At 71.5% G+C, this 25,950-nt stretch carries 23 protein-coding genes; 10 read left to right on the top strand and 13 right to left on the bottom strand.

Going from position 1 to position 25,950, the window contains the following annotated elements; translation table 11 throughout:
• Window positions 1-344: 344 nt before the first annotated feature.
• On the top strand, window positions 345-4,352 hold the full coding sequence (locus IF29_RS43945; RefSeq protein WP_084715144.1) for a glycoside hydrolase family 3 C-terminal domain-containing protein: 4,008 nt from the start codon (window positions 345-347) through the stop codon (window positions 4,350-4,352).
• A 63-nt stretch (window positions 4,353-4,415) separates the two neighbouring features.
• On the opposite strand, the gene IF29_RS0128860 is transcribed toward IF29_RS43945, so the two are convergent.
• Together IF29_RS0128860 and IF29_RS0128855 are read right to left on the bottom strand one after the other, a co-directional pair.
• Window positions 4,416-5,513, bottom strand: coding sequence for a glycosyl hydrolase family 18 protein (locus IF29_RS0128860; RefSeq protein ID WP_084715142.1), 1,098 nt, complete (start codon window positions 5,511-5,513; stop codon window positions 4,416-4,418).
• A gap of 106 nt (window positions 5,514-5,619) precedes the next feature.
• Complete coding sequence (locus IF29_RS0128855; RefSeq protein WP_030260975.1) at window positions 5,620-6,447, bottom strand: GntR family transcriptional regulator; 828 nt, start codon at window positions 6,445-6,447, stop codon at window positions 5,620-5,622.
• Window positions 6,448-6,614: 167 nt separating this feature from the next.
• Here IF29_RS0128855 and IF29_RS0128850 point away from each other — a divergent pair, with 167 nt between their 5' ends.
• The 8 genes from IF29_RS0128850 to IF29_RS0128815 all read left to right on the top strand — a co-directional run bounded on the left by IF29_RS0128850 (window position 6,615) and on the right by IF29_RS0128815 (window position 13,307).
• Window positions 6,615-7,925, top strand: coding sequence for an ABC transporter substrate-binding protein (locus IF29_RS0128850; protein ID WP_030260973.1), 1,311 nt, complete (start codon window positions 6,615-6,617; stop codon window positions 7,923-7,925).
• A gap of 13 nt (window positions 7,926-7,938) precedes the next feature.
• Window positions 7,939-8,931 carry a carbohydrate ABC transporter permease gene (locus IF29_RS0128845; RefSeq protein ID WP_030260969.1) on the top strand — a complete coding sequence of 331 codons (993 nt, stop codon included), beginning with the start codon at window positions 7,939-7,941 and terminating at the stop codon, window positions 8,929-8,931.
• The gene (locus IF29_RS0128840; RefSeq protein ID WP_030260966.1) at window positions 8,928-9,827 is read left to right on the top strand and encodes a carbohydrate ABC transporter permease; all 900 of its coding nucleotides are present in this window, start codon (window positions 8,928-8,930) and stop codon (window positions 9,825-9,827) included. Before IF29_RS0128845 ends, IF29_RS0128840 begins: the two co-directional genes overlap by 4 nt.
• Window positions 9,824-11,071 carry a 6-phospho-beta-glucosidase gene (locus tag IF29_RS0128835; RefSeq protein ID WP_030260964.1) on the top strand — a complete coding sequence of 416 codons (1,248 nt, stop codon included), beginning with the start codon at window positions 9,824-9,826 and terminating at the stop codon, window positions 11,069-11,071. Before IF29_RS0128840 ends, IF29_RS0128835 begins: the two co-directional genes overlap by 4 nt.
• Window positions 11,071-12,123 carry an N-acetylglucosamine kinase gene (locus tag IF29_RS0128830; RefSeq protein WP_030260961.1) on the top strand — a complete coding sequence of 351 codons (1,053 nt, stop codon included), beginning with the start codon at window positions 11,071-11,073 and terminating at the stop codon, window positions 12,121-12,123. Before IF29_RS0128835 ends, IF29_RS0128830 begins: the two co-directional genes overlap by 1 nt.
• 31 nt (window positions 12,124-12,154) lie before the next feature.
• Window positions 12,155-12,547, top strand: a complete 393-nt coding sequence (locus IF29_RS0128825; protein ID WP_030260958.1) for a hypothetical protein — start codon at window positions 12,155-12,157, stop codon at window positions 12,545-12,547.
• 97 nt (window positions 12,548-12,644) lie between these two features.
• Entirely contained in the window at window positions 12,645-12,872 is a 228-nt protein-coding gene (locus IF29_RS0128820) for a dodecin (RefSeq protein ID WP_030260956.1), read from the top strand.
• A gap of 42 nt (window positions 12,873-12,914) precedes the next feature.
• Window positions 12,915-13,307 carry an MmcQ/YjbR family DNA-binding protein gene (locus IF29_RS0128815; protein WP_030260954.1) on the top strand — a complete coding sequence of 131 codons (393 nt, stop codon included), beginning with the start codon at window positions 12,915-12,917 and terminating at the stop codon, window positions 13,305-13,307.
• A 29-nt stretch (window positions 13,308-13,336) separates the two neighbouring features.
• Here the strand turns inward: IF29_RS0128815 and IF29_RS0128810 are convergent, their stop codons facing one another.
• From IF29_RS0128810 to IF29_RS0128790, 5 genes are all read right to left on the bottom strand, one after another.
• Entirely contained in the window at window positions 13,337-14,083 is a 747-nt protein-coding gene (locus IF29_RS0128810) for an ABC transporter permease (protein WP_030260952.1), read from the bottom strand.
• A 92-nt stretch (window positions 14,084-14,175) separates the two neighbouring features.
• Entirely contained in the window at window positions 14,176-15,237 is a 1,062-nt protein-coding gene (locus tag IF29_RS0128805) for an ATP-binding cassette domain-containing protein (RefSeq protein ID WP_084715136.1), read from the bottom strand.
• Window positions 15,238-15,438: 201 nt separating this feature from the next.
• The gene (locus tag IF29_RS0128800; protein WP_030260946.1) at window positions 15,439-16,083 is read right to left on the bottom strand and encodes a PadR family transcriptional regulator; all 645 of its coding nucleotides are present in this window, start codon (window positions 16,081-16,083) and stop codon (window positions 15,439-15,441) included.
• A gap of 165 nt (window positions 16,084-16,248) precedes the next feature.
• Window positions 16,249-16,989, bottom strand: a complete 741-nt coding sequence (biuH, locus tag IF29_RS0128795; RefSeq protein ID WP_030260943.1) for a biuret amidohydrolase — start codon at window positions 16,987-16,989, stop codon at window positions 16,249-16,251.
• 34 nt (window positions 16,990-17,023) lie between these two features.
• Window positions 17,024-17,713 carry a GntR family transcriptional regulator gene (locus tag IF29_RS0128790; RefSeq protein WP_030260941.1) on the bottom strand — a complete coding sequence of 230 codons (690 nt, stop codon included), beginning with the start codon at window positions 17,711-17,713 and terminating at the stop codon, window positions 17,024-17,026.
• Between the two features lie 101 nt (window positions 17,714-17,814).
• Between IF29_RS0128790 and IF29_RS0128785 the strand changes: the two genes are divergently transcribed.
• Window positions 17,815-18,456 carry an alpha/beta fold hydrolase gene (locus IF29_RS0128785; RefSeq protein WP_030260939.1) on the top strand — a complete coding sequence of 214 codons (642 nt, stop codon included), beginning with the start codon at window positions 17,815-17,817 and terminating at the stop codon, window positions 18,454-18,456.
• Window positions 18,457-18,505: 49 nt separating this feature from the next.
• Here the strand turns inward: IF29_RS0128785 and IF29_RS0128780 are convergent, their stop codons facing one another.
• The 6 genes from IF29_RS0128780 to IF29_RS0128755 all read right to left on the bottom strand — a co-directional run bounded on the left by IF29_RS0128780 (window position 18,506) and on the right by IF29_RS0128755 (window position 25,948).
• The gene (locus IF29_RS0128780; protein WP_030260937.1) at window positions 18,506-20,200 is read right to left on the bottom strand and encodes a hypothetical protein; all 1,695 of its coding nucleotides are present in this window, start codon (window positions 20,198-20,200) and stop codon (window positions 18,506-18,508) included.
• Window positions 20,201-20,252: 52 nt separating this feature from the next.
• Window positions 20,253-20,996 (bottom strand): cysteine hydrolase family protein, encoded by a 744-nt coding sequence (locus tag IF29_RS0128775; protein WP_030260934.1) that lies wholly within the window; start codon window positions 20,994-20,996, stop codon window positions 20,253-20,255.
• A gap of 153 nt (window positions 20,997-21,149) precedes the next feature.
• On the bottom strand, window positions 21,150-24,044 hold the full coding sequence (locus IF29_RS0128770) for a DEAD/DEAH box helicase (protein ID WP_051726146.1): 2,895 nt from the start codon (window positions 24,042-24,044) through the stop codon (window positions 21,150-21,152).
• A 178-nt stretch (window positions 24,045-24,222) separates the two neighbouring features.
• Complete coding sequence (tatC, locus tag IF29_RS0128765) at window positions 24,223-25,233, bottom strand: twin-arginine translocase subunit TatC (protein ID WP_157623968.1); 1,011 nt, start codon at window positions 25,231-25,233, stop codon at window positions 24,223-24,225.
• A 53-nt stretch (window positions 25,234-25,286) separates the two neighbouring features.
• Window positions 25,287-25,583: a Sec-independent protein translocase subunit TatA gene (tatA, locus tag IF29_RS0128760; RefSeq protein WP_030260926.1), complete on the bottom strand. Its 297-nt coding sequence runs from the start codon at window positions 25,581-25,583 to the stop codon at window positions 25,287-25,289.
• A gap of 155 nt (window positions 25,584-25,738) precedes the next feature.
• Window positions 25,739-25,948 (bottom strand): hypothetical protein, encoded by a 210-nt coding sequence (locus IF29_RS0128755; RefSeq protein WP_232242609.1) that lies wholly within the window; start codon window positions 25,946-25,948, stop codon window positions 25,739-25,741.
• Between the last annotated feature and the right edge of the window lie 2 nt (window positions 25,949-25,950).

The raw sequence follows: 25,950 nt of genomic DNA, 5'->3' as shown, positions 1-25,950 counted from the left end.
CCGCCTCGCACCGCTCCCCGACCAGGACTTGTCGGTCCGTCAGGGGCGACAGGGACGCACGGGAGCAGGGCGGCGGAGGGGTTCCGGTCCGTCGCACTCCTTGACATGTACTGAGGCGTGCCTTAAACCGTGAGAGAGCGCTCTCCCGCTCAGGCTCGTCAACCGCGCCCGGTTCCACCGGCTGGGCCCGTCCACACCCGTGCCCACCGGTCGAACCAGCCTGCCGTCGACCAACTACCCAACCCAGTACCACAGTTGTAGCACCACCCTGCCTCGGCGAGCCCCTGGGCGTCCCGGTCCCACCCATGACCGATTCGATCCACAGAGGAAGGTACGGACAAGGCATGAGGCTTCTCCCCCACCCGCTGCCGCCGTTGCGCGGCAGAAGGCGAGCGCCCCGCCGCAGGCCCGCGTTCCGCGCGCTGCTGACCGTGGTGGCCCTGCTGGCCCTGTCGCTCGCCGGCGCGCACACCGCGGCCTACGCCGCCACCAGCGCCCCCTTCGGCGGCACCGCGGCCGCCGTGCCGGGCACGGTCCAGGCGGCCAACTACGACACCGGCGGCCAGGGGGTCGCCTACAACGTCAGCTCCACCAACGGCAGCGCCAACAGCTACCGCACCGACGGCGTCGACCTGGAGGCCACCGCCGACACCCTGGACACCACCCCGGCCGGCGGCGCCGACGACATGGGCTGGACCACCGCCGGACAGTGGTTCAAGTACACCGTCAACGTGGCCACCGCCGGGACGTACAGCGTCGCCTTCCGGGTCTCCTCGCCGTACGGGATCACCGACGCGCTGCACGTCGCCAACGCCGCCGGCACCAACCTCAGCGGCGCCGTCGCGGTCCCCAACACCGGCGGCTACGAGACCTGGACCACGGTCACCGCCAGCGTCAGCCTGACGGCGGGTCAGCAGACCCTCACCGTCGACCAGGACTCCAACGGCTGGAACTTCCACTACCTGGCCTTCACCCTCGCCTCCAGCGGCGGTGGCGGCACCGGCGGCGACCAGCCGTTCGGCGGGACGCCCGCACCTGTGCCGGGCACCGTGCAGGCGGCCAACTACGACACCGGCGGCCAGGGAGTCGGCTACAGCGTCAGCGTCGCCAACGGCACCGCCAACAGCTACCGCACCGACGGCGTCGACCTCGAAGCCAGCGCGGACACCCAGGACACCAGCGCCGCCGGGGGCGGCTACAACCTGGGCTGGACCACGTCGGGACAGTGGTTCAAGTACACCGTCCAGGTGGCCACCGCCGGGATCTACACGGTGAGCCTGCGGGTGGCCGCGCCCAGCGCCAACGCCGACGCGCTGCACATCGCCAACGCCGCCGGCACCAACCTCACCGGCGCCGTCGCCGTGCCCAGCACCGGCGGCTACCAGACCTGGGCCACCGTCACCGCCAGCCTCAGCCTGACAGCGGGTCAGCAGACCCTCACCGTGGTCCAGGACTCCAGCGGCTGGAACCTTCACTACCTGGCCTTCACCCAGGGGTCGAGCGGCGGGGGCGGCGGCACCGGTCCGACCGAGTACTGCGGCACCCAGGACCTCGCGCTGGACCAGCCGACCACGGCCTCCTCCACTCAGGACGCCACCGACTACCCGGCGCCCGACGCCACCGACGGCGACCCCGGCACCCGCTGGTCCAGTGCCGCCAGCGACCCGCAGTGGCTGGAGGTCGACCTCGGGGCCCCGCAGCAGATCTGCAGCGTGAACCTGCTCTGGGAGGACGCGTACGCCTCGGCCTTCCAGGTCCAGGTGTCCAACGACAACTCCACCTGGACCTCGGTCTACTCCACCACCACCGGCACCGGCGGCAACCAGTCGATAGCCGTCTCGGCCACCGACCGCTACCTCCGGGTGTACGGCACGGCGCGGGCGACCCAGTTCGGCTACTCCATCTTCGAGCTCGACGTCTACGGCCTGACCACGGTGGCCCCGGTCACCGGCGGCAACGGCAACGGCGGCAACGGGACCTGCTCCTGGGTCGGCTCCACCGCGCCGGTCGCCCAGCGGGTCCAGCAGGTGCTCAACACCATGGACCAGTCCGAGGAGCTCAGCCTGGTCGCCGGCGACGGCACCTCCTCCTACATCGGCCACATCCCCGGCATCCCCAACCTCTGCATCGCGCCCACCAACATGCAGGACGGCCCCAACGGGGTCGGCGACGGGACCGGCGGCGTGACGGCCTTCCCGGACGGCGAGAACGCCGCCGCGACCTGGGACCCGACGCTGATCCAGCAGGAGGGCTCGGCGATCGGCAACGAGTTCGCCGGCAAGGGCGTGAACGTCTCGCTCGGCCCGACCACCAACCTGGTGCGCGACCCTCGCTGGGGCCGGACCTACGAGACCTACGGCGAGGACCCGTACCTGGCCGGCCGGATCACCTCGGCCGAGGTCCAGGGTCTGCAGAGCCAGGGCGTGATGGCCATGGTCAAGCACACCGCGGCCTACGACCAGGAGCAGTACCCCAACGGCAACAGCAATGAGACGGTCAGTCAGAAGGCCCTGGAGGAGCTCTACCTGGCACCGTTCGAGTCCTCCATCGAGAAGTCCGCGCCGGCCGCGATGATGTGCTCCTACGCCGTCGTCAACGGCGCCGCCTCCTGCCAGAACGCCGACATCCAGCAGAAGGGGCTGGACGGGGAGGCCAACTTCGGCGGCTACATCACCTCGGACTGGGGCGCCGACTACTCCAGCGTCCCGTCGACCGAGGCCGGCATGGACGTGGCGATGCCGTTCTCCGACGCCGCAGCGCTGTCCGCGGCGCTCACCGCGGGCACGTTGAGCCAGGCGACGCTCAACGCCAACGTCGCCCGGATCCTCACCCAGATGTTCGCCTTCGGGATGTTCGACAACCCGCAGACCGGCTCGCTCTCCGCCACCGTCACCTCGGCGGCGCACCAGCAGACCGCGCTGCAGCTCAGTGAGGAGGGCAGCGTCCTGCTGAAGAACAACGGCCTGCTGCCGCTCAACCCGAACGGCACCGAGTCGATCGCGGTGATCGGCACCGACGGCGGCGCCGGAGTGGAACTCGCCGGCGGCGGCAGCGGTACGGTCACCAGCTCCAACACCATCTGGCCGATCACCGGCATCCAGAACGCGGTCGGACCTAACGTCAAGGTCACCTACACCCAGGGCAACGACAACGGCACCACCGACATCCCGCAGGCCGTCGCCGCGGCCCAGGCCGCGACCGACGCGATCATCTACGTCAACGCCCCGGAGGGCGAGGAGAGCGACCTGACCACGCTCGACCTCTCCAGCACCGACGAGACGATGATCGCGGACGTGGCGGCGGCGAACCCGCACACCATCGTGGTGGTCAACAGCGGTTCGCCGGTGGTCATGCCCTGGCTCAACTCGGTCGCCGGGGTGTTCGAGAACTGGTACGGCGGACAGGAGACCGGCGCCGCGATGGCCGCGCTGATCTTCGGCACCGCCAACCCGTCGGGCAAGCTGCCGGTCACCTTCCCCGGCAGCGTCAGCCAGGTCCCGGCGCAGACCACCGCGCAGTGGCCGGGCACCTCGGCCGGCGTCAGCTTCAGCGAGGGCGTCGACATCGGCTACCGCTGGTACCAGTCCCAGAACATCACCCCCGCCTTCCCGTTCGGGTTCGGGCTGTCCTACACCACCTTCTCCTTCGCCAACCTCAACGTCGGCGCCTTCAACGCCAACGGCACGGCGACGGCCACCGCGACCGTCACCAACACCGGGTCGGTGGCCGGCACGGACGTGGCCCAGCTGTACGTCGGCGACCCCGCCGCCAGCCAGGACCCGCCGGAGCAGCTCAGCGGCTTCCAGCGGGTCACCCTCAACCCCGGCCAGAGCACCACCGTCACCTTCCCGCTGACCGTCCACGACCTGGCCTCCTGGTCGGCGGCGAACAACCGCTGGGAGGCCCAGGCGGGCACGTACTCGATCAAGGTCGGGGACGCGTCCAACAACCTGCCGCTGACCGGCTCGACCACGCTGGCCCAGACCCTGACCGGCCAGGTCGCGGCCGGCGCCTCGGCCTCGGGGGTCTCCCTGGCCAACACCGCGGTCAGCGCCAACGTCACCCCGAACTCGGGCGTGGCGGGCGCGGAGACGGTCGGGGTGGTCAACCCGTTCGGCTACAGCAGCCCTAAGGGTGCTGCGGTCTCCTTCCCCGTCCAGGCCGTGGACTCCAACGCGTCGGCGGCCCTCACCTTCACCGCGACCGGGCTGCCGCCCGGCATCACCATCGCGTCCAACGGCACCGTCTCCGGCTCCAGCAGCACGCTGGGGACCTACACGGTGACCGTGACCGCGACCGACCAGGCCCAGGTCTCCGGCTCGGCCACCTTCGTGTGGTCGGTGGTCCAGTGACCTGAGTGGTCGTGACGCCCGGTCATGGGTGGGGGTTCCGTGACCGGGCGTCAGGCACCGGGGTCAGCCGGTGAACCAGGGGTTGCCACCGCCCAGGGACCAGACCGAGACCTTGGTGACGCCCAGTGAGGTCAGTACCGCCAGCTTGGCGTTGAGCGCGGTGCTGTCCACGTAGTCGTACAGGGTGCCGCCGGAGACCCAGCGGATCTCGCCGGAGGACGGGTCGCGGCGCGCGGCGATGGTCGAGGCGTTGCTGGAGAAGCCCGGGCTCTTCTTCATGTCGCTGAACTGGATGTTGCCGGTGACGTTGTTGAGGTCGCACGGGTCGGGCGCGCTGATGCCGTACGAGGGCAGGCCGATGACCAGCCGGGACGGGTCCGGGACCTTGCTCTGGGCGTACTGGGTGACCTGCTTGAGCCAGGCGTACGGGGTGATCGGCAGGCAGCGGGAGCCGTCCGGGGTGTCGAACTCCTCGTCGTAGGCCATGATCTCCAGTTCGTCCACGCCCTCGGCGCTGACCGCGGCGTAGTCGTAGAAGGAGGCGTCCTCGGTCATGGCGGGGGCGTCGACCAGCAGCTTCTTGCCGTTGGCGTGCAGCGCGGTGGCGAGCTGGCCGAGGAAGGTCTTGTAGTTGCTGAAGTCGGCGGTGCTCCAGGACCAGTAGTCCTCCAGGTCGACGTCGACGCCGCTGAGGCCGGCGCTGGAGACCAGCGAGCTGAGCTGGGAGACGGCGGCGCTGCGGTTGGCGCTGCTGCTGACCAGGGCGTGGACGTCGGCCGTGGTCATCCCGGAGATGGTGGGGTACTGGTAGGCGGAGTGCGCCTTGAGGTCGGCGACGTTCGCGGCGCTGTAGCCGTTGCAGCTGCCGCTGGTGGCGCTCTCCAGGGTGACCTTGCCCTTGCCGGTGACCGACCAGTACTCGGGCTTGAGCGCCCCGTTCTTCACCCGGTTGTCGGCGTACTCGGAGGCGGCGGTGCACTCGCTGTCGCCGGTCGAGCCGCCGTAGAGCCAGGTCTCCAGCTCGACGCCGGAGGTGGCGGACTTCTGCTGGAGGGCGGCGCCGGCCTGGGCCTTGAGACCGGTTCCGGTGCCGGTCCCGGCGTTGGCGACGGTGAAGCCGGCGCTGACGGCGGCCACCGCGCAGACTGCCGTGGCGGACATGACAAGAGTGCGACGAAGCATGATCCGTTCCCTTCGTGGGGCGTGCGGGATCACCGCGCCGGCCCGGCGGGGCCGGCGCGGTGGGATTCAGTGGGGGTGCTGCTGGTTACTCCTTGTCGGTCCAGTACGGGTCCACCACGAGGGTGTCCGCACCGGGCACCGTCGTGGCCGCCGACCAGGAACCGCCGAGTACGCGGCCGTTGTCGGGCCGTGCGGCCAGGGAGAGCTGGGTGGAGATCCGGTAGCGGTCGCCCCGGTAGACGGAGTGGGTGAACTCCACCACCCGGCCGTCCGCGTCCCTGGTCTCCCGCTCGAAGAGCAGCGCCGGGGCGTGCAGCGGGACGCCCAGCATCTCCGCCTCGGTCTCGTCGACCACCGTGGGTTCGATGATCTGCGAGGCGTCGCTGAGCAGGATGCCGAACCGGCGCCCGAGGAGCTGGTAGAAGGAGTGCTCCTCCAGGTCGAGCGCGGTCAGCCCGGGGACCAGGGACTGCGGGACGTAGAGCGTCTCCACCGACATGGGGACGGCGTCCACGCTCCGCAGCCGGATGATCCGCAGGATCGGCTCGCCCGGGGAGACCCGCAGCCGCCGGCCGATCCTGGGCCCGGCCGTGGTGCTGCGGAAGTCCACCGTGCGACTGGTCCAGTCGCCGTCCACGCCGCCGACGCCGAGGGCCTGGCCGGCGGTCTGGGCGAGGTGCTGGGCGACCTTGGCCTTGGCGACGAACACGCCGCGGCCGTGCTCGCGGACCAGCAGCCCGTCCCGCACCAGGTCGTCGACGACCGAGCGCAGGGTCGGACGGGACACCGCCAACTCCTCGCAGAGCTGCCGTTCGCCCGGGATCATCGCGCCGACCCGGGTCGTCTCGACGAGGTCGAGCAGGTGTTCACGGATGCGTTCCCGCTTCTGCCCACGGCTCTCATTGCTGACCATTCGCTTACCAGTCCTCCGGACATCACCCTTGACGATGACCAAAATGATGGCTCAGGATGTGCCAACTGGTCAATAAGTGGTCAGTATTTACCTCGGAGGTCCCCGTGCCCGGATCCCAGCACAGACGAGGATTCCACACCGCCCGCGCCCGACGGCGCAGTTGTGCCGTGGCCCTGGCGGCGGCCACCGCCCTGGTCGCCTCCGCCTGCAGCACCGGCGGCGGCACCTCCGGTCCCGACACCGGCGCCGGCGACACCTCGCCGGTCACCATCACCTTCTGGCACGGCTTCAGCTCCCCGCACGAGATCGCGTCGGTCGGCGCGGTGCTGGCGCTGTTCCACAAGAAGTACCCGTACATCACCGTCAAGGCGGTGCCCGCGGAGACCGACGACAAGGTCAACCAGGCGATCCGCGGCGGCACCGCACCGGACGTGGACGCCTCCTTCAACGCGGCCAACGTCGGCGGCTGGTGCTCGTCCGGCGCCTTCCTGGACCTCACCGCCGACATCCAGGCCGACCACGTGGACCTGGGTCAGATCCCGAAGGCGGTCCAGTCCTACACCGCCTTCGGCGGCAAGCGCTGCACCATGCCCTGGCTGGCCGACACCTTCGGCCTGTACTACAACAAGAAGCTGTTCGCGGCGGCCGGCATAACCGCCCCGCCGAAGACCATGTCCGAGCTGGCGGCGGACGCCCGGAAGCTCACCGTCCTCAACCCGGACGGCTCCATCAAGGTCGCCGGGTTCATGCCCTACCTGGGCGCCTACGAGATGCTCACCGAGCACCTGGTCACCAGCTGGGGCGGCAGCTGGCTGAAGGCCGACGGCAGCTCGAACGTCGGCACCGACCCGGCCTTCGCCGCGGCCATGACCTGGCAGAAGAGCCTGGTGGACTGGTTCGGCGCGGCCAAGCTGGCCAAGTTCAAGGCCGGTATGCCGGACGAGTTCTCGGCCCAGAACTCCTTCGAGACCGGCAACCTCGCCATGATGGTGGACGGCGAGTGGCGCACCGCCTTCATCAAGAACGACAAGTCGACCGTCGACTACGGCACCGCCCCGATGCCGGTGGCCGACACCATGCCGCAGCTCTACGGCTCCGGCTACGTCGGCGGCAACGTCATCGGCATCCCGCGCGGCTCCAAGCACCCCGACGCCGCCTGGAAGCTGGTCAAGTTCCTCACCACCGACACCGAAGCGGTGACCACGCTGGCCGACGCCATCGGCAACGTACCCACCACCCTCCCGGCGCTGGACTCGCCCTCGCTGACGCTGGCCCAGGACCCGAAGTTCGCCACCTTCCTGGACGTCTTCAAGAACCCGCACACCTCCACCACCCCGGCCAGCGCCGACGGCGGGGCCTACCTCACCAACTACGGCCTGTTCGCCAACAAGTGGCAGTCCGGCCAGATCCCGGACCTGCAGGCCGGGCTGAAGGCCGTGGACCGGCAGAACGACGCCGCGCTGAAACTCGGACAGTGAGACGGCGGCCCCCGTGAGCACCCTCACCGCGACCGGCACCCGCAGCGCGGGCGCCCCGGACGCCGCGCCCGCCCCCGCCCTGCGTGCCAGGCACCGGCGCAACCGGCTCCGCGTCCTGCTCTTCCTCGCCCCCGGACTGGTCGGCTTCGCCGTCTTCCTGGTCTACCCCCTGGTCATGACGGTCTGGCTGTCCTTCACCAACTCCAACATGATCTCCCCGGCCCAGTTCGTCGGCCTGCGCAACTACCGCTTCATGCTCGACTCCGACCCGCAGATCTGGCAGGCCGTCAGGAACACCGGCTGGCTGGTCGTCATCATGGTCCCGGCGCAGGTCCTCTTCGCCCTGGGCGTGGCCATGGTCACCGCGCGGCTCAAGGCCGGAGCCGGCCTCTTCCGCACCCTGTTCTACCTGCCGGCGCTGGCTCCGCCGGTGGCCGCCACGGTCGCCTTCGTCTGCATGTTCAACCCGTCCTCCGGGCCGGTGAACCAACTGCTGGGGCTGGTCGGCATCCACGGGCCGCTCTGGTTCGATTCGCCGTCCTGGTCCAAGCCGGCGCTGACGCTGCTCGCGCTCTGGGGCAGCGGCACGGTGATGGTCATCTTCCTGGCGGCCCTGCTGGACGTCCCGGCCGAGCAGTACGAGGCGGCCGAACTGGACGGGGCCAACCCCTGGCAGCGGTTCCGTTACGTCACCCTGCCGGCCATCTCCCCGGTGGTGCTGTTCGCCACCGTCACCGGCGTCATCGCCGGACTGCAGTACTTCACCCAGGCGATGGTCGCCGCCCAGGTCGCCAACGGCAACATCCAGGCGGCGCCCGGCTACCCCAACGGCTCCACGATGACCTTCCCCGAGGAGCTCTACACCTCCGGCTTCAACCAGTTCCACGCCGGCTACGCCTGCGCCCTGGCCGTGGTGCTGTTCCTGGTCTCGATGGCCTTCACCCTGGTACTGCTGCGCCGGGCGTCCGGATTCAACCCCCAGGAGACCCAGGAGACGCCGCTATGACCAGCTACGCACCGGCCTCCGCCCGGGCGGCGCGCAGCGCCTCGCCGCACCGGGCCGCCCGCAGCCGGGCCCGCCGCCGCAGGGCCCTGGTCTGGGTCGCCGACCACGCCGTCGCGGTCGGCCTGGCCTGCGCCTTCGTCGGCCCGATCGTGTTCGTCATGCTGACCTCGGTGATGACCGACCAGCAGTCGCTCAGCTCAGACCTGTGGCCCCGGCACTGGCAGTGGTCCAACTACACCACGGTGTTCCGCACCGCACCGTTCGGCACCTGGCTGATCAACACGGTGGTCTACGCGGTCGCCGCCACCGGGGCGATGCTGCTCTCCAGCATCCCGATCGCCTACGCGCTGGCCCGCTTCCGGTTCCGCGGCCGGAACGCCGCGTTCCTGGCGGTCATCACCATGATGATGCTGCCGCCACAGGTCCTGGTCATCCCGATGTACCTGATGTGGGCCCGGCTGCACCTGACCGGCACCATCTGGCCGCTGGTGATCCCCTCGCTCTTCGGCGACGCCTTCTCGGTCTTCCTGCTGCGGCAGTTCCTGCTGACCATCCCCGAGGACTACCTGAACGCGGCCCGGGTCGACGGGTGCAGCGAACTGCGGGTGCTCACCCGGGTGGTGCTGCCGATGATGCGCCCCGCCGTGGTCGCGGTCGGGCTGTTCGCCTTCTTCAACGCCTGGAACGACTACTACGGGCCGTTGATCTACACCGGCGAGACGCCGGCCCACTGGACCCTGGCGCTCGGCCTGGCGAGCTTCAAGACCTCGCACGCGGTCCAGTGGAACCTGACCATGGCCGCCACCCTGATCGCGATGGCACCCGTGATCATCGTCTTCTTCTTCGCCCAGAAAGCCTTCATCGAGGGCGTCACCCTGACAGGAGTCAAAGGTTGAAGATCACCGTTATCGGCGGGGGATCCACCTACACACCCGAACTCGTGGACGGATTCGCCCGGTTGGGCTTCCCGGTGGAGGAGATCGCGCTGGTCGACCCGGACCCCGACCGGCTCGCGGTGATCGCCCCGCTGGCCCGCCGCATCCTGGCCCGGCAGGGCCACCCCGCCCTGGTCACCGCCGGCGCGGACCCGGACGCGGGCATCGACGGCGCCGCCGCCGTGCTGTTCCAGCTGCGGATCGGCGGCCAGGACGCCCGGCACGTCGACGAGACGCTGCCGCATGCCTGCGGCTGCATCGGTCAGGAGACCACCGGGGCCGGCGGACTGGCCAAGGCGCTGCGCACCGTCCCGGTCGTGCTGGACCTGGCCGAGCGCGTCGCCAAGCGGGCGCCTCAGGCCTGGATCGTCGACTTCGCCAACCCGGTCGGCATCGTCACCCGGGCCCTGCTGGACGCCGGGCACCGGGCCGTCGGGCTGTGCAACGTCGCCATCGGCTTCCAGCGCACCTTCGCCGACTGGCTCGGTGTCGACCACGACCGGATCACCCTGGACCACGTCGGCCTCAACCACCTGACCTGGGAGCGCGCCGTCCTGCTGGACGGTGTGGACGTGCTGCCGCGACTGCTCGACGAACACGGTCCGGCCCTCGCCGCGCGGCTGCACATGCCCCTGGACGTGGTCCGCAGACTGGGCGTGATCCCCTCCTACTACCTGCGCTACTACTACGCCCACGACGAGGTCCTGGCCGAGCAGCTGGTCACGCCCTCGCGCGCGGAGGAGGTCGCCGCGATGGAGCGCGACCTGCTGAAGCTCTACGCCGACCCTGCGCTGGACGAGAAGCCGGCCCTGCTGGACCAGCGCGGCGGCGCCTACTACTCCGAGGCGGCCGTGCAGCTGGTGCACGCGCTCACCGCGGACACCGGGGAGGTGCGGGTCGCCAACGTCCGCAACAACGGCACCCTGCCGTTCCTGTCCGACGACGCGGTCATCGAGGTGCCGGCCAAGGTCGGCGTGCACGGTGCCGCGGCGCTGCCGGTGGCCCCGGTGGAGCCGCTGTTCGCCGGGCTGATCGCGCATGTGACGGCCTATGAGGAACTGGCGCTGGAGGCGGCCCTGCACGGCGGCGTGGAACGCGTCTCCAACGCCCTGCTGGCCCACCCCCTGATCGGCCAGATCGACACCGCCGAGCAGCTCGCCCGCAAGCTCGTCGCCGCCAACCGGCAGCACCTGCGGTGGGCCTGATGGATCATCAGCATCACGACGGCCTGCTGCTGGCGGTGGACGGCGGCAACAGCAAGACCGACGTCGCCGTGGCCGACACCGCCGGCCGGGTCCTCGGCAGGGCCAGAGGGCTGGGGTTCCGGCCGCAGGTACACGGCGTCGAGGCGGCGATGGCGGTGCTGGCGAGGGTCCGCTCCAAGGCCCTGGCCGACGCCGGACTGGACGACCGGGTCGTCGCCGACGGCATCGCGGCCTTCCTGGCCGGGGCGGACCTGCCGCACGAGGTCGAGGCACTGCACCGGGCCGTCGCCGGCCGCGGCTGGGCGGTCGACCAGGTGGTCGACAACGACACCTTCGCCGTACTGCGCGCCGGGGCCGGCCGGCCCTGGGGGGTCGCCGTGGTCTGCGGCACCGGGATCAACTGCGTCGGCGTCGCCCCGGACGGGCGCAGAACCGGGTTCCCGGCGCTGGGACCGATCTCCGGCGACTGGGGCGGCGGCGCGGACCTGGGCGCCGCCGCGCTCTGGCACGCCGTCAGGGACGAGGACGGACGCGGCCCGCACACCCTGCTGCGCACCGCGGTCACCGGCCACTTCGGCACCGCCACGGTCGCCGAGGTCACCGCGGCCCTGCACAGCGGCGCGCTCCCGGAGATCCGGCTGAGCGAACTCTGCCCGGCGGTGTTCGCCGCCTGCGACCAGGACGACCCGACCGCCCGGGCCCTGGTGGAACGCCTCGCCGACGAGATCGCCGGCATGGCCGTCACGGTGCTGCGGCGCCTCGGCCTGGACCGCGGCCCGGATCACCACCCGGACCCGGAGGTGGTCCTCGGCGGCAGCGTGCTGGCGGCACGGCACCGCCTGCTGCTCGGCCGGATCGAGCGGCGACTCGCCGCGGCGGTGCCCGGCGCCCGGCCCCTGGTCAGCACCGCCGCACCGCTGCTGGGCTCCGCCCTGGCCGCGCTGGACCTGGTGGCGGGGCCGGAGCGAGCCCGCGCCGAGGCCACCGGCCGGCTGCGCGCGTTCTTCAGCGCGTCGGGACCGGGCGGAGGAGGGCCCCCGGCGGCGGGTTGAACTCCGGTGCCGCCGCGGCCGAGACTGGACCATGGGCCCGCGCCGGATCTCCCTCATCGCGATCGCGCTGCTGCTCTGCTCCGGCTGCGCGGCGCAGCCCCGCTCCACCGCTCCGTCCCCCACCGCGACGGCGACGGCGACCGGGGTCGATCCGGTCGAGGAGTGCGCGGATTCGGTCGCCTACTGGGTGCGCTACCTGCTCACACCCGGCAGCGACATGGGTCTGGACTACCAGGAGATGGGCCTCTCCGGAGGCGAGAACAACATCGTCCAGTCCCTGCTCCCGGCGGCCCGCAGCACCGCGCAGCACCAGGGTCTGCCCGCCGCCCAGGCCTATGCGCTGGCGCAGGCCCGCCCGCGCTGCCGCGCCTACCTGGTCGCCCTGGCGGCCTCTCCCGGCTCCGCCCCCGGCTGGCCGAAGTAGCCGGGCCGGGGAGCCGTTCGTGGTGCGGGGAGCCGGGCGGTGCGGCAGGGTGGACGGGCAGACGCCGCAGCAGTTCCCGTCCAGAACGGAGTGCGCCATGACCGACCACACCTACCGGGTCACCGAGATCGTCGGGACCTCCTCCGAGAGCGTCGACGCCGCCGTGCGCAACGCGGTCGGCCGGGCCTCGCAGACCCTGCGCGGCCTGGACTGGTTCGAGGTGACCCAGGTGCGCGGCAGCATCGTCGACGGAGCCGTCAGCCAGTTCCAGGTCGGTCTGAAGGTCGGCTTCCGGCTGGAGGACCCGGACGGCCCGGCGGCCTGACCGCGGACGGATCGAGCGGATCGAGGGGAACGGACGGTATCCATGGCGACCTGGGACGATGTGCGGCGGATCGCGCTGGCGCTGCCGGGGACGAGCGAGGTGGTCTCGCGGGGGAACGCCCAGTGGCGGGTCAAGGACCGGAACTTCGTCTGGGACCGTCCGCTGCGGCGGACGGACGTCGAGGCGCTGGGCGACAGGGCGCCGCAGGGCCCGATCGTCGCCGCGCGGGTGCCGGACCTCGGCGTCCGGCAGGCGCTGATCAGCGGGGATCCGAAGGTCTACTTCACCATCCCGCACTTCGACGGCTTCCCGGCGGTCCTGGTGCTGCTGGACCGGATCGGGACGGCCGAGCTGCGCGAGCTGATCGTCGAGGCCTGGCTGGACCGGGCGCCGAAGCGGCTGGCCGCGGAGTACCGCGACCAGCCGCCGGAGTGACGCCGGGATGACGCCGCAGTGACGCCGGGTCAGACGGACTTCTGGTAGGAGCGGAAGGTCCGCAGCGACAGCCAGACCGCGAAGGCCGCCAGCAGCAGCGTCCAGCCGCCGTGGCTGAGCACCGACCACCAGTGCGGGTGCGCCGACATCGCGGCACGGCCGGTCTCCAGGGCCCAGTTGACCGGATTGAACCTGGCCACCACCTGCATCCAGTGCGGCATCAGCGCCGGGGGCATGAAGGCCGAGGAGAGGAAGGTCAGCGGCAGCAGCAGAAAGGTGTTGATGCCGATGATCGACTCACGCTGGCGCACCAGCATGCCCAGGGCGTTGGAGAAGGCGCCGAAGATCGTGCCCAGCGCCGAGGAGACCAGGACCAGGATCAGCAGGCCGAGCACCCCGCCGGGGTAGTCGGCGCCGCCGATCCAGCCGAGCAGGATGATGATCAGCGACTGGATCGCGGTGGTGACCGACTGCGCCACCACATTGGCGTTCATCAGCGCGCTGCGGTGGACCGGGGTGATCAGGAAGCGGTTCAGGGTGCCCCGCTCGATCTCCTCCAGGGTGCCCATCCCGGCCCACATGTTGGCCGAGACCGCGCTCATCACGATCACCCCGGGGACCAGGTAGTCGAGGTAGCTGCCGCTGCCGAAGCCGGGCAGTTCGACCACCTTCCGGAACAGCGCCCCGAACAGGAACAGCCAGATCACCGGCTGGATCAGGGTGATCACCAGGTAGGCAGGCTGCCGGGCGAAGGCCATGAACTGGCGCTGCGTCATGTACCAGGTCTGCGCGGCGCCTTCGACCAGCCGGGAGCCGCCGGTCGCGGCACAGGCGCCGGCCGGGGCCGGGGCGGGGAGGGTGGTGCTGCTCATCGCGAGCCTCCTTCGGCGTCGGCGAAGCTGCGTCCGGCGTAGCGGAGGTAGACGTCGTCCAGGGACGGGCGCGCCACGGTGACCGCGGCCACCGGACTGCCCGCCTGGTCGAGCGCGGCCAGCACCGCGGGCACGGCCGCGGCGCCGTCGTCGGCACGGGCGCTGACCCGCCGTCCGTCCACGGTGATCTCGCGGATGCCGGGCACCCGGCCGAGCGCCTCGTAGACGGCGAGTGCGTCGTCGGCCGGGGCCGCCACCAGTTCGGCGTGGACGGCGTCGCCGTGGAGTTCGCCCTTGAGGTCGTCGGGGGTGCCCTCGGTGACGATCCGGCCGCGGTCCACGATGGCCAGCCGGGCCGCCAGTCGGTCGGCCTCCTCCAGGTAGTGGGTGGTGAGCAGGATGGTCAGGCCGTCGTCCCCGGCCAGGCGGCCGATCTCCTCCCACATGGCGGTGCGCGCCTCGGGGTCGAGCCCGGTGGTGGGCTCGTCCAGGAACAGCACCTCGGGGCGGTGGACCAGGCCCAGGGCCACGTCCAGGCGCCGCTGCATGCCGCCGGAGTAGGTCTTGACCTGGCGTTTGGCGGCGTCGGTCAGGTCGAATCGGTCCAGCAGCTCGTCGGCGCGGCGGCCCAGCTCGGCACCGCGCATCCCGTAGAGGCGGCCCTGCAGCAGCAGGTTCTCCCGGCCGGTGGCGACCGGGTCGGCCCCGGAGCGCTGGGCGACCACGCCGATGGCGCGGCGCACCAGCGCGGGGTCGGCGGCGATGTCCCGGCCGGCCACCGTGGCGCGTCCGCTGTCGGCGGCCGCGAGGGTGGTGAGGATCTTGACGGTGGTGGACTTGCCGGCGCCGTTCGGGCCGAGCAGGCCGAAGACGATGCCGGGCTCGACGCCGATGCTGAGTCCGTCCAGGGCCCGGACCGGTTCGGAGCCGCCCTTCACCTGGTAGGTCTTGACGAGGTCGACGGCCTCGATGGCGAGCGGTCGCGCCGCTGCCGGACCGGCGCCGGGGTGCGGGACGGTTGCCGCCGTCCGCACCGCGCCGCCGTTGGGGCTGGTCATGGTGGTGGTCCCTTCGGTCGTTTGATCGTTCGGGTACCGATCCACGACGGGGACGCGGGCTACGATGGGGAATGTGTGTTCCTCGTAGCGTCCGAGTCCTGTTCGCAGGCCGGTACCGAGGTTCCCGGCCCCGTCCGGTGTTGCTGCACCGGTCGGGGCCCTTCTGTGCCTGTTGCTGCCTGTTGCTGCCTGTTGCTGGTGTCACTCCCGGGTGTGCTCGGCCTCCAGCTCCAGCCACTCCTGCGGGGCCTCGCCGGTGGCGTGGTACTGGCGCCAGCCGTCCATCCCCTCCAGCGAGCCGTCGGCCATCTCCTTGAGCAGCTGCCTGGTCCACTCGTTCTCGGCGACCCGCATGGCCAGGCTGTACTCGGACTCGACCAGGAAGATCCTGGGCACGCCCGAGGCCCGCACCGCCGCCAACTCCTCGCGCTGGTCCGCGATCCGGGCGTCCTGCTCGGCCACCCGCCGCTGCAGCAGCTCCATCGCCGGGTCCGGCGCGAAGACGCCGATCAGCGACAGCGCCGACTCGAAGCGCGGGTACTCCTTGACCGGGTCGGTGACCAGCTCGGCCAGCCAGTCCAGCAGCTCGGCGCTGCCGGCCTCGGTGATCCGGTACAGGGTGCGCTCGGGCCTGCGGCCGTCGCGCTCGGTGCCGGACGCCTCGATGAAGCCGTGCCGTTCCAGGCTCTGCACCACGGTGTAGAGCGAACCGTAGTTGATCTTGATGCTGTGCTCCTTGCCACGGGAGCGCAGCACCTGCGCGATCTCGTACGGATGGCGCGGCTGCTCGCGGACGGTCGCCAGGACGGCCAGGGCCAGCGGGTTGGTCATCTTCCGCTTCGCCATGGCGCTCTCCCGACCGTCCGCTGCCATTCCTACTCGTTCACGACTACTCGTGACCGAGTATACGTAGCGAGGTATTGCTTTCGTCAACACGTTATATCGCGATAGCGGACAGCACAAGACCCGCCCCGGAGATCCTCCGGAGCGGGCCTCGACACCACGGTCGGCTCAGGTCGCGCCGAGTGCCTCCAGCAGCGCCGCGGAGGAGGCGATGGCTCCGAAGACCCCGCCCTGCATGGTCACCATCCGCAGCGCGGCCTCGTGGTTGGCCGGGTCGGTCGCGCCGGTGCAGTCGGTCAGCAGCAGGCACTCGTAGCCGCGGTCGTTGGCGTCGCGCATGGTGGTGTGCACGCAGACGTCGGTGGTGATGCCGGTGAGGATCAGATGGGTGATCCCCCGGGTGCGCAGCAGCAGGTCCAGGTCGGTGGCGTAGAAGGAGCCCTTGCCGGGCTTGTCGACGATCAGCTCCCCCGGCAGCGGCGCGGCCTCGGGCACGATCTCCCAACCCGGCTCGCCGCGCACCAGGATCCGGCCGCACGGGCCGCTGTCGCCGATCCCGGCGCCGATCCGGCGGGACCGCCACAGCTTGTTCGGCGGGCAGTCGGCGAGGTCGGCCCGGTGGCCCTCGCGGGTGTGCACGACGGTGAAGCCCTCGGCCCGGGCCGCCGCCAGCACCTTGGCGGTGGGGGCGAGCGGGGCGCGGGTGAGCGACAGGTCGTAGCCCATGGCGTCGACGTAGCCGCCGGGGCCGCAGAAGTCGGTCTGCCAGTCGATGCACAGCAGCGCGGTGGTGGCGGGGCGCAGCACCCCGTCGTAGGGCCACGGGTAGGGCTCGGCGGCGACCGTGCCGAAGCTGCGCGTACTGGTGCCGCTGGTGGTGGTGCTCGTGGTGGTGCTGGTGCTGGTCATCCGGGGTGCACCTCTCGGGTAGGTCCTGCCGGCTTCAGTCGAGCCTCGCCATCCGGGCGATGGCCCGCAGCGCCCGTTCCTCGGCGACCTCCTTGGACTTGGCCAGGTGCGCCCGGAAGACCCGCTCCGCGGTGGAGGGGTCGTCGGCCGCGACCGCGCGCAGGATGTCCAGGTGCTCGCTGATGGTCTGTTCGATCCGGTCGTCGCTGAGGAAGTCGTGGATCCGGATCACCCGGATCCGGGCGTTGACCGAGCGCAGCAGGTCCACCATGACCTCGTTGCCGGCCGCAGCGGCCAGCCGGACGTGGAAGTCCTCGTCGACGGCGACGAAGCCGGCGTCCGCCGGGGGCTGCTCACTGCGCAGGTTCTCCCAGTGCTCGCGCAACTCGCCGAGCGCGGCCCGGTCGTGCCGGCGGCCGGCTTCGGTGGGGGCCCAGATCGCGCCGATCTCCAGGGCCCGGCGGGCCTCGTAGAGGCAGGTGATGTCCTCGGGATCGGGGATCGCCGGGCGGTAGCCGCCGTCCTGGTGCCGGCTGACCAGCCCCTCGCCGTGCAGCCGGATCAGCGCGTGCCGCACCGGGGTGCGGGAGACGCCGACCATGGCGGCCAGGCGCTCCTCGCCGAGTCTGCGGGTGAGCGGGAAGCCGCCGGCGAGCAGCCGGTCGCGCAACTGCCGGTAGGCGGCCTCGCTGGGCGTCTCGGGTTCGCTGACGGCAAGGTCCATTCGGCCATCCTCCGGAGTTGCTGTGTCGCGTTCGTTCCCCCGCTGTTACGGCGGCATCGCCGGGCCCCGCCGCACCCGCGGCCCGCTCTAGGCTGACCGGCATGCCGTCCCGACGCATCCTCCTCGTCCATGGTGCCGCCACCACCGCCGGGGTCTGGTCCACTGTCAGGAAACTGCTGGAGAACGGCAGTCCGGCCTTCGAGGTGCAGGCCCCGACCCGGGCCTGCAGCGGGGATCTGCGGACCGAGGTGGACGCCCTCGCCGACGCCGCCGCCGGCGCGGTGGTGGTGGGTGTCAGCGGGGGCGCGACCCTGGGCCTGGCCCTGCTGGCCGCCGGGGTACCGGTGGCGGGGGCACTGCTGCACGAGCCCGCGGTGGGCTCGCTGGTCCCCGGCCTGCTGGCCCGGGTCGCCGAGGAGTACGCGGCGCACGGAGTGGCCGGGTTCGGCTCGGCGCTGTACGGGCCGGCCTGGGACGTGTCGATGGCGCCGGCCGATCCGGACGCGGTCCGCCGCGACTTCGCCATGTTCCGGGCCTTCGAACCACCCGCCGCTCCGCTGCGGTTGTCCGCCCTGGTGACCACCACGGTCGGCGAGCTGTCCCCGCCGCCGCGCCACCGAGCCGCCCAGGCGCTGCGGTCCGCAGCCGGGATCCCGTTCCGGGTGCTGCCCGGCTGCGGCCACGCGGTGCATCTGGAGCAGCCCGGCGAACTGGCCGCCGCGGTCCGGGAACTGACGGGGTGACGGCCGGCGGCGGACCGCCGGCCGTCTCCCCCTCCCCCTGGCCGCACCCTCACACCGCGGGCTCCGGCTCGACCGCCGCGGGCTCGGGTCCGGCCGTCATGGATCCCTCCTCGGCGAGCAGCGCCTCGTCGGGCCCCGGTTCCCTCGGCGGCACCTTGCGGAAGTGGAACAGCAGGCACACCACCGCGGCGAACAGGTACCCCAGGGCGACCTGGCCGTCGACGTTCCAGCCGACCTTCGCCCCGTGGATCAGCCCGACGAAGGACAGCACGGCCCCTGCCGCGCAGTAGATCGCGGCCTTGTCGAACTCCCGGTCGATCAGGAACACCACGATGGCGCCCAGGATCAGCCCGGCCAGCACCGCGCCGTCCCCCAGCACCATCAGGCCCTTGTAGATGACGCCCGAGTTGACCAGCGCGCTCTCCGGGACCGAGCCGGGCGTGGTGGCGGTCGGCGGGACCAGCACCCCGTGGGCCGAGAAGTCGACGCTCTGGTAGCCGACCGCCGACAGCACGTCGGCCATCTGCCCCTGCGCCCAGGAGGCGACATTGGGGATGATCGCGATCATCACCGCCGCCGCGTGCGCCCTGGGCACCGCCTGGAACGCCTGGGCGCCGATCAGCAGGCCGATGTAGAGCAGGATCGGCACGATCGCCGGCAGCGGCAGCACCGCGCCCAGCAGCCCGAACATCCCGGTGAAGCAGAGCACCGCGATCACGATGCCGCTGGCCATCGAGTAGCTGGTACGGCCGCCGGCCGCCTTCCAGCCCGGGTGGCCGATGTAGACGGCCGGCGGGAAGGGCGAGCCCAGCGCCGCGCCGACGATGGCGCCGGTGCCGTCCGCGAGCAGCACCGAGCGGAGGTTGTAGTTGTCCCCGGCGACCGAGGCGCTCTCCACGTTGGTCATGCCCTCGGTGAAGTTGTAGATGCCCAGCGGGATGGCCGTGGACAGCAGCGGCCCGATGTGGCTGATGCCGGTGAACAGCAGGTGGAACTGGAAGGTCGGCAGGCCGACGGCGATGTCCTTGGCCGCCAGCGACACGTCGGCGGTGTGCATGAAGCCGCCGGCCCAGCCGATCGCGGTGCCCACCAGCAGCGCGGCGAGTCCGACCGGCATGTTGCCGGGCAGCCGCAGATTGGTGAAGAACCCGATCAGGATGATCATCAGCACCGGCAGCGCGATCCAGGCCTGCTCCCACATCTGCCCGGCCGGGCGCATGGAGATGAAGGCGACCGAGATGCCCGCCAACGTGCCGAGCAGCGCGGCCCGCGGCGTCCAGCGGCGGATGTAGGGGCCGACGAACGCCCCGATGACGACGATCACGCCGATCACGAACGCCCAGGCCAGCCCGGCCTCCCAGGCCCGGATCGGGTCCTTGGTGGCGAGGTAGGTGGGCAGCATGATCACGAAGGTGACGATGAACATGTGCGGCACCGAGGGGCCGTAGGGCATCGCCGCCACGTCGGTGCGGTTCTCCCGGCGGGCCAGCCGGCGCGCCAGGTAGGTGTAGTAGACGTTGCCGATCAGCAGTTCCACGCCCAGGGCCGGCAGGATGGTGTGGTAGACGCTGTGGCTGGGGATGTTGACGACGCCGATGACCAGGCCGGTCAGGACCAGCACATTGACCAGGACGTTGAAGCCCAGTCCGAAGAAGGCGTTGGTGTCGCCGGGCACCCACCAGCGCAGGGCCGGCGGTGGATCGGCTGCCGACGCGGACGCCGGGGCAGGGGTCAGTGTGGACATGGCAGACTCCGTGGGGTGAGAGGTGCCGTGCAGGACGTGGGGTGACGGACGGTCAGCGGGCGGCTGCGGCCGGGCTGATCGCGACCGGGCTGACCGCGGCGGCGCCGCCGAGCGGGGCCAGCGCGGCCAGGTAGTCCGCGGAGGAGGCGGTCCAGCCGAAGATGCCGCCCTGGGCGGAGATCATGGCCAGCCCGGCCTGCTGGAACTCGGGGAAGTAGGAGCCGACGCAGTCCGAGAGGACCAGGCAGTCGAAGCCCCGGTCGTTGGCCTCGCGCACCGTGGTGTGCACGCAGACCTCGGTGGTCACCCCGGTGACCACGAGCTGGGTGATGCCCGCGGCGGCCAGGACCTCGCCGAAGTCGGTGCCGTAGAAGGCGCCCTTCCCCGGTTTGTCGATCACCGGCTCCCCGTCCACCGGGGCGAGTTCGTCGATGATGTCGTGGCCGTACTCGCCGCGCACCAGGATGCGGCCGTTGGGGCCGGGGTCGCCGATGCGCCGGGTCGGCGCACCGCGGTTGAGCTTGCTCGGCGGGCAGTCGGACAGGTCGGGCAGATGCCCCTCCCTGGTGTGCAGCACCGGGAGCCCGAGGGCCCGGGTCGCGGCGAGCACCGCCCGCAGCGGGTCGATGGTGCGCCGCAGCATGCCGACGTCATTGCCCAGGGACTCGCCGAAGCCCCCCGGTTCGAGGAAGTCGCGCTGCATGTCGATCAGGACCAGGGCCATCGCGGCAGGATCGAGCGGGAACGGCCCCGGCAGTGCGGACACCGGCAGCGCCGGTGCGGAATGTGCAGGCATCTGAGCCCTCCTGACGGAGAATCACGAGCCGTGCTGTTGCGAAGACTGTCGGGGCATCGGTTTTCCGGGCGGAGTCCGGGGCGTGAAGAACTGGTTACCGCCGAATCCAGGCCTGGATACAGGCCTGGATTCGGCGGTACCGGCGTCGGGGGCTCAGCCCACCGAGGAGTAGGCGATGATCCCGCGCCGGATGCCGTCCACCGCCTTGCGCGCGGTGGCGCGCACCGTGCCGCCCTCCGGGGCGGCGTTGGCGATCTGGCCCAGCACGTCGATCAGCTGTCGGGTCCAGCGGACGAAGTCGCCGGCCGGCATGTCCGCCTCGCGCAGCACCGCGTCCAGCGGATGGCCCGAGGCCCAGCGGAACGCCGTCCAGGCGAAGCCCAGGTCGGGTTCGCGCTGGCCCACGTTGTCCTCGGCGGCGAGCTTGTGCTGCTCCTCAAGGGCGTCCAGGTGGCCCCAGAGCCGCACCATCTCGCCCAGTGCCTCCCGGGCCCCGCCGTCCGGGAGCTTGGGGGCGCTGCCCTCGTCGTCGCCGCGCCGCGACTCGTACACCAGCGCCGAGGCGCAGGCCGCCAGTTCGGCCGGGGTCAGCCCCTCCCAGACCTCCTCGCGCAGGCACTCCGAGGCCAGCAGGTCCAGCTCGCCGTAGAGCCGGGCCAGCCGCCGGCCGTCCTCGGTGACCGTGTCGCCGCGCAGGTAGCCGAGGTCGGTCAGCAGCGCGCAGACCCGGTCGAAGGTGCGGGCGATGGTGTGGGTGCGGGACTGCATCCGGCGTTCCAGCTGCATGGTGTCGCGCTTGAGCCGCTCGTAGCGCTCGGCCCAGCGGGCGTGATCCTCGCGCTCGTCGCAGCCGTGGCAGGGGTGCTGCCGCAGCGCGGTCCGCAGCCGGGCGATCTCCGGGTCGTCCGCGGCGGCGGCCCGGCCCCTGCGGACCCGGGCCGGCTCGATGTGGCCGGCCTTGGTGCGCAGCGCCGAGGCCAGGTCGCGCCGGGACTGCGGGCTGCGCGGGTTGAAGCTGCGCGGGATCCTGACCCGCTCGATGGCCTCCACCGGCACCGGAAAGTCGATCATCGCCAGCCGCTTGACCTGGCGCTCGGCGGTGAGCACCACCGGGCGCGGGCCCTCGCTGTGCTCGTGCCGGTGCCCGTGCCTGCTGCTGACCGGCGGGATGCCGGGGTCCAGCACCAGGGCCAGCCCGGCGAAGCGGCCGGTGGGGACGTGGATCACGTCGCCCGGCTTCAGCTTCTCCAGCGAGTCGGCGGCGCTGGCCCGGCGCTGGTTGGCGCCCTCGCGGGCCAGTGCGTTCTCCCGGTCCTTGAGCGCGCGGCGCAGCCCGGAGTACTCCTCGAAGTCCCCCAGGTGGCAGTTGACCGCCTCGCGGTAGCCCTCCAGGCCCTCCTCGTTGCGCTGCACCTGGCGGGCGATGCCGACCACCGAGCGGTCCGCCTGGAACTGCGCGAAGGAGGTCTCCAGCAGCTCGCGGGACTTGTGCCGGCCGAACTGGGAGACCAGGTTGACCGCCATGTTGTAGGACGGCTTGAAGGAGGAGCGCAGCGGATAGGTGCGGGTCCCGGCCAGCCCGGCCAGCGCGGCGGGGTCCAGGTTGGGCTGCCACAGCACCACCGCGTGGCCCTCGATGTCGATGCCGCGCCGCCCGGCGCGCCCGGTGAGCTGGGTGTACTCGCCGGGGGTGACGTCGGCGTGGGTCTCGCCGTTCCACTTGACCAGCTTCTCCATCACCACCGAGCGGGCCGGCATGTTGATGCCCAGCGCCAGCGTCTCGGTCGCGAAGACGGCCTTCACCAGGCCGCGCAGGAACAGCTCCTCGACGACCTCCTTGAAGGTCGGCAGCATGCCGGCGTGGTGCGCGGCGACCCCGCGCTCCAGCGCGTCCACCCACTCGTAGTAGCCGAGGACGTGCAGGTCCTCACTGGGGATGCTGGCGGTCCTGGCCTCGACCAGGGCGCGCACCTCGGCCCGCTCGGCGTCGTTGTTCAGCCGCAGCCCGGAGTGCAGGCACTGCTGCACCGCGGCCTCGCAGCCGGCCCGGCTGAAGATGAAGGTGATCGCGGGCAGCAGGCCCTCGGAGTCCAGCCGGTCGATGACCTCGACCCGGCTGGGCGTCCAGGCCCGGCCCGGACGGCCGTTGGACATGCTGCGGCCCCGGCCGCGCTTGTCGAAGCGGTCCTTGCCGCCGTAGCGGCGGTCCTGCTCGGCCCGGGCCAGCCGGACCAGCTCCGGGTTGACGTCGGCCTCGCCGCCCCGGTTGCCGCCGCCGTCGCGCTTGCGGCCCGAGGCGCGCTCCTCGGCGACCCGGGTGGTGAACAGGTCGTACATCCGGTTGCCGGCCAGCACGTGCTGCCACAGCGGGACCGGGCGGTGCTCGGAGACGATGACCTTGGTGCCGCCGCGGACGGTGTCCAGCCAGTCGCCGAACTCCTCGGCGTTGGAGACCGTCGCCGACAGCGAGACCAGGGTGACCGACTCGGGGAGGTGGATGATCACCTCCTCCCAGACCGCACCGCGGAAGCGGTCGGCCAGGTAGTGCACCTCGTCCATGACCACGTAGCCGAGGCCGTTCAGGGTCTGCGAGCCGGCGTAGAGCATGTTGCGCAGCACCTCGGTGGTCATCACCACCACCGGGGCCTCGCTGTTGACCGTGTTGTCGCCGGTGAGCAGGCCGACCTTGTCCGGGCCGTAGCGCTTGACCAGGTCCGCGTACTTCTGGTTGGACAGCGCCTTGATCGGCGTGGTGTAGAAGCACTTGCGGCCCTCGGCCAGCGCCAGGTGCACCGCGAACTCGCCGACGATGGTCTTCCCGGACCCGGTCGGGGCCGCGACCAGCACCCCGGAGCCGGCCTCCAGCGCCTCGCAGGCCTCGATCTGGAAGCCGTCCAGCGGGAAGTCGTACAGGGCGCGGAACGCGAACAGGGCGGTGGCCTGCTCCTTGGCCAGGCGCCGGGAGGCGGCGTAGCGCTCGGAGGGGCTGAGCTCGTCCGAGGGGCCGAACTCGTCCACTGCGTGGTCATCAGGAGCGGCGGAGGTCATCGCGGCACCTTCCTCCCGGGTCGGGCGCACGGGAGCGCGATGGGCGGTGCCTGCGTCTGCGGCGCCTGAGCGTTGGTCTGTCGAACCGTGGTCATCGATCTGCATCTCCCCCAGAGGCTACCCGGAGGAACTGACACTTGACCCAGCCATTTATTCGAGCCGGATCAGGCCTGCCGGATCAGGTGATGTCGTCCATCCGCTCGCCCCGCGCGGCCGGCACGGAGGCCTCTTCCTCGTCCGGGTGGTAGACCATCGGCTCGGCGTGCGCGAACTCCTCGGCGGAGACCGTTTCGGCGCGGACGTCCGAGGGGGTCAGGTCCAGGGAGGAGGCCACGTTGTCGTCCAGCAGGCTGTCCGGGTCCTCGACCGCCTTGCGGCGCGCCCTGGCCCGGTCGTGCAGCGTGGTGACGGCGAGCGCGAGGACGAACAGCACGCAGATCGGGACGCCCAGCACCATCATGGTCAGCGGGTCACCGGTCGGCGTGGCCACGGCGGAGAACACGAAGATGCCGAAGACGATGCCGCGCCACCAGCTGCGCAGCTTGGCCGCGCTGAGGATGCCGGCGAAGTTCAGGCCGACCAGCAGCAGCGGGATCTCGAAGGAGAGCCCGAAGACCAGGATCATCCGGATCAGGAAGGTGAGGAACGCTTCGCCCTGGATCATCTGCGACATGCCGCCGGGCACCAGGCTGAGCAGGATCTTCATGGCCTTGGGGAAGACCCACCAGGCGATCCAGGCGCCGGCCAGGAACAGCGGCACGGCGGTCGCGACGAAGCTGAGCCCGTACTTGCGTTCCTTCTTGTACAGGCCGGGGGCGATGAAGGCCCACAGCTGGTAGGACCACACCGGGCTGGAGAGGATCACGCCGAGCATCAGCGAGATGTCGAAGCTGAGCGACAGACCCGCCAGCGGGCCGTCGGCCACCAGCACCCCGTTGGGGCAGCCCTTGGTCGGCTGCCCGACGCCGTGCAGCGTATTGATGTTGCAGATGCCGTGGGTCAGCTGGCTGTAGACCCAGTTGTGCACGACGAATCCCAGCACGACACCCACGAACAGCGCCAGCAGCGCGATCGCGAGGCGGTTGCGCAGCTCACGGAGGTGGTCCGTGAGCGGCATCCGGCCTTCGTCGTCCCTCGGCCGCTTCTGGCGTCCGCCGGTGCGGCGTGTAATCCCCTGGGTGTCGCTCACCGTGCGGCTTCAGTCCCTGCGAGATGGGTGGATGGAGAGGGGTGCGGCCGAGCTCAGGCCTTGGAGGCGGGGGTGGGCTCCGGCGCGGGCACGGTGTCGGCGACCGGACGGGCGGTCGCGGCCTCGCCCGGGGCGGCCTGGATGGTCTTGGGCACGACGACCGACTCGGCGGTGGTGGCCTTGGCCGCCTCGGCGGTCTTGTCGTCCGACTTCATGGCACCCACCTCGGACTTGAGGATGCGCAGCGACTTGCCAAGGGCGCGGGCGGAGTCGGGCAGCCGCTTGGCTCCGAAGAGCAGCAGCACGACGACCGCCAGGATGATGATTTCAAGTCCGCGGTTCTCGAGCATGGGAATCCCTCTTCGTCGTGGTCTCTGCGCCGATAATACGCAGTGGACCTGTGGGGAGGTCCAGAGCCGGAGCATAAGTTGAGGTCTGGCGACCTCGTGCTTATCCTACGCGGCGCGGTCGATCACAGTATGAACGGAAGCGTACGGATCGGGAACTACGCGTGCGGCACCAGGTCCCCGGCCCGGCGGGCGACCGGCTCGGCGGCCCGCTCCAGACCGGCCGCCGCACCCGCGATCCTGCGCGCCCCCGCGTCCAGCTCGCGCGCCAGCAGCTGCACCTGCCGGTGCACCAGCAGCGCGCACCAGCCCAGGACCAGGAGTCCTGCGGTGCACAGGCCGACGGCGGCGACGATCATCCAGGGCATGC

The organism is Streptacidiphilus jeojiense (genome assembly GCF_000719095.1).
Lineage (GTDB): Bacteria > Actinomycetota > Actinomycetes > Streptomycetales > Streptomycetaceae > Streptacidiphilus > Streptacidiphilus jeojiensis.
This window is presented reverse-complemented; position numbering and strand designations above follow the sequence as displayed.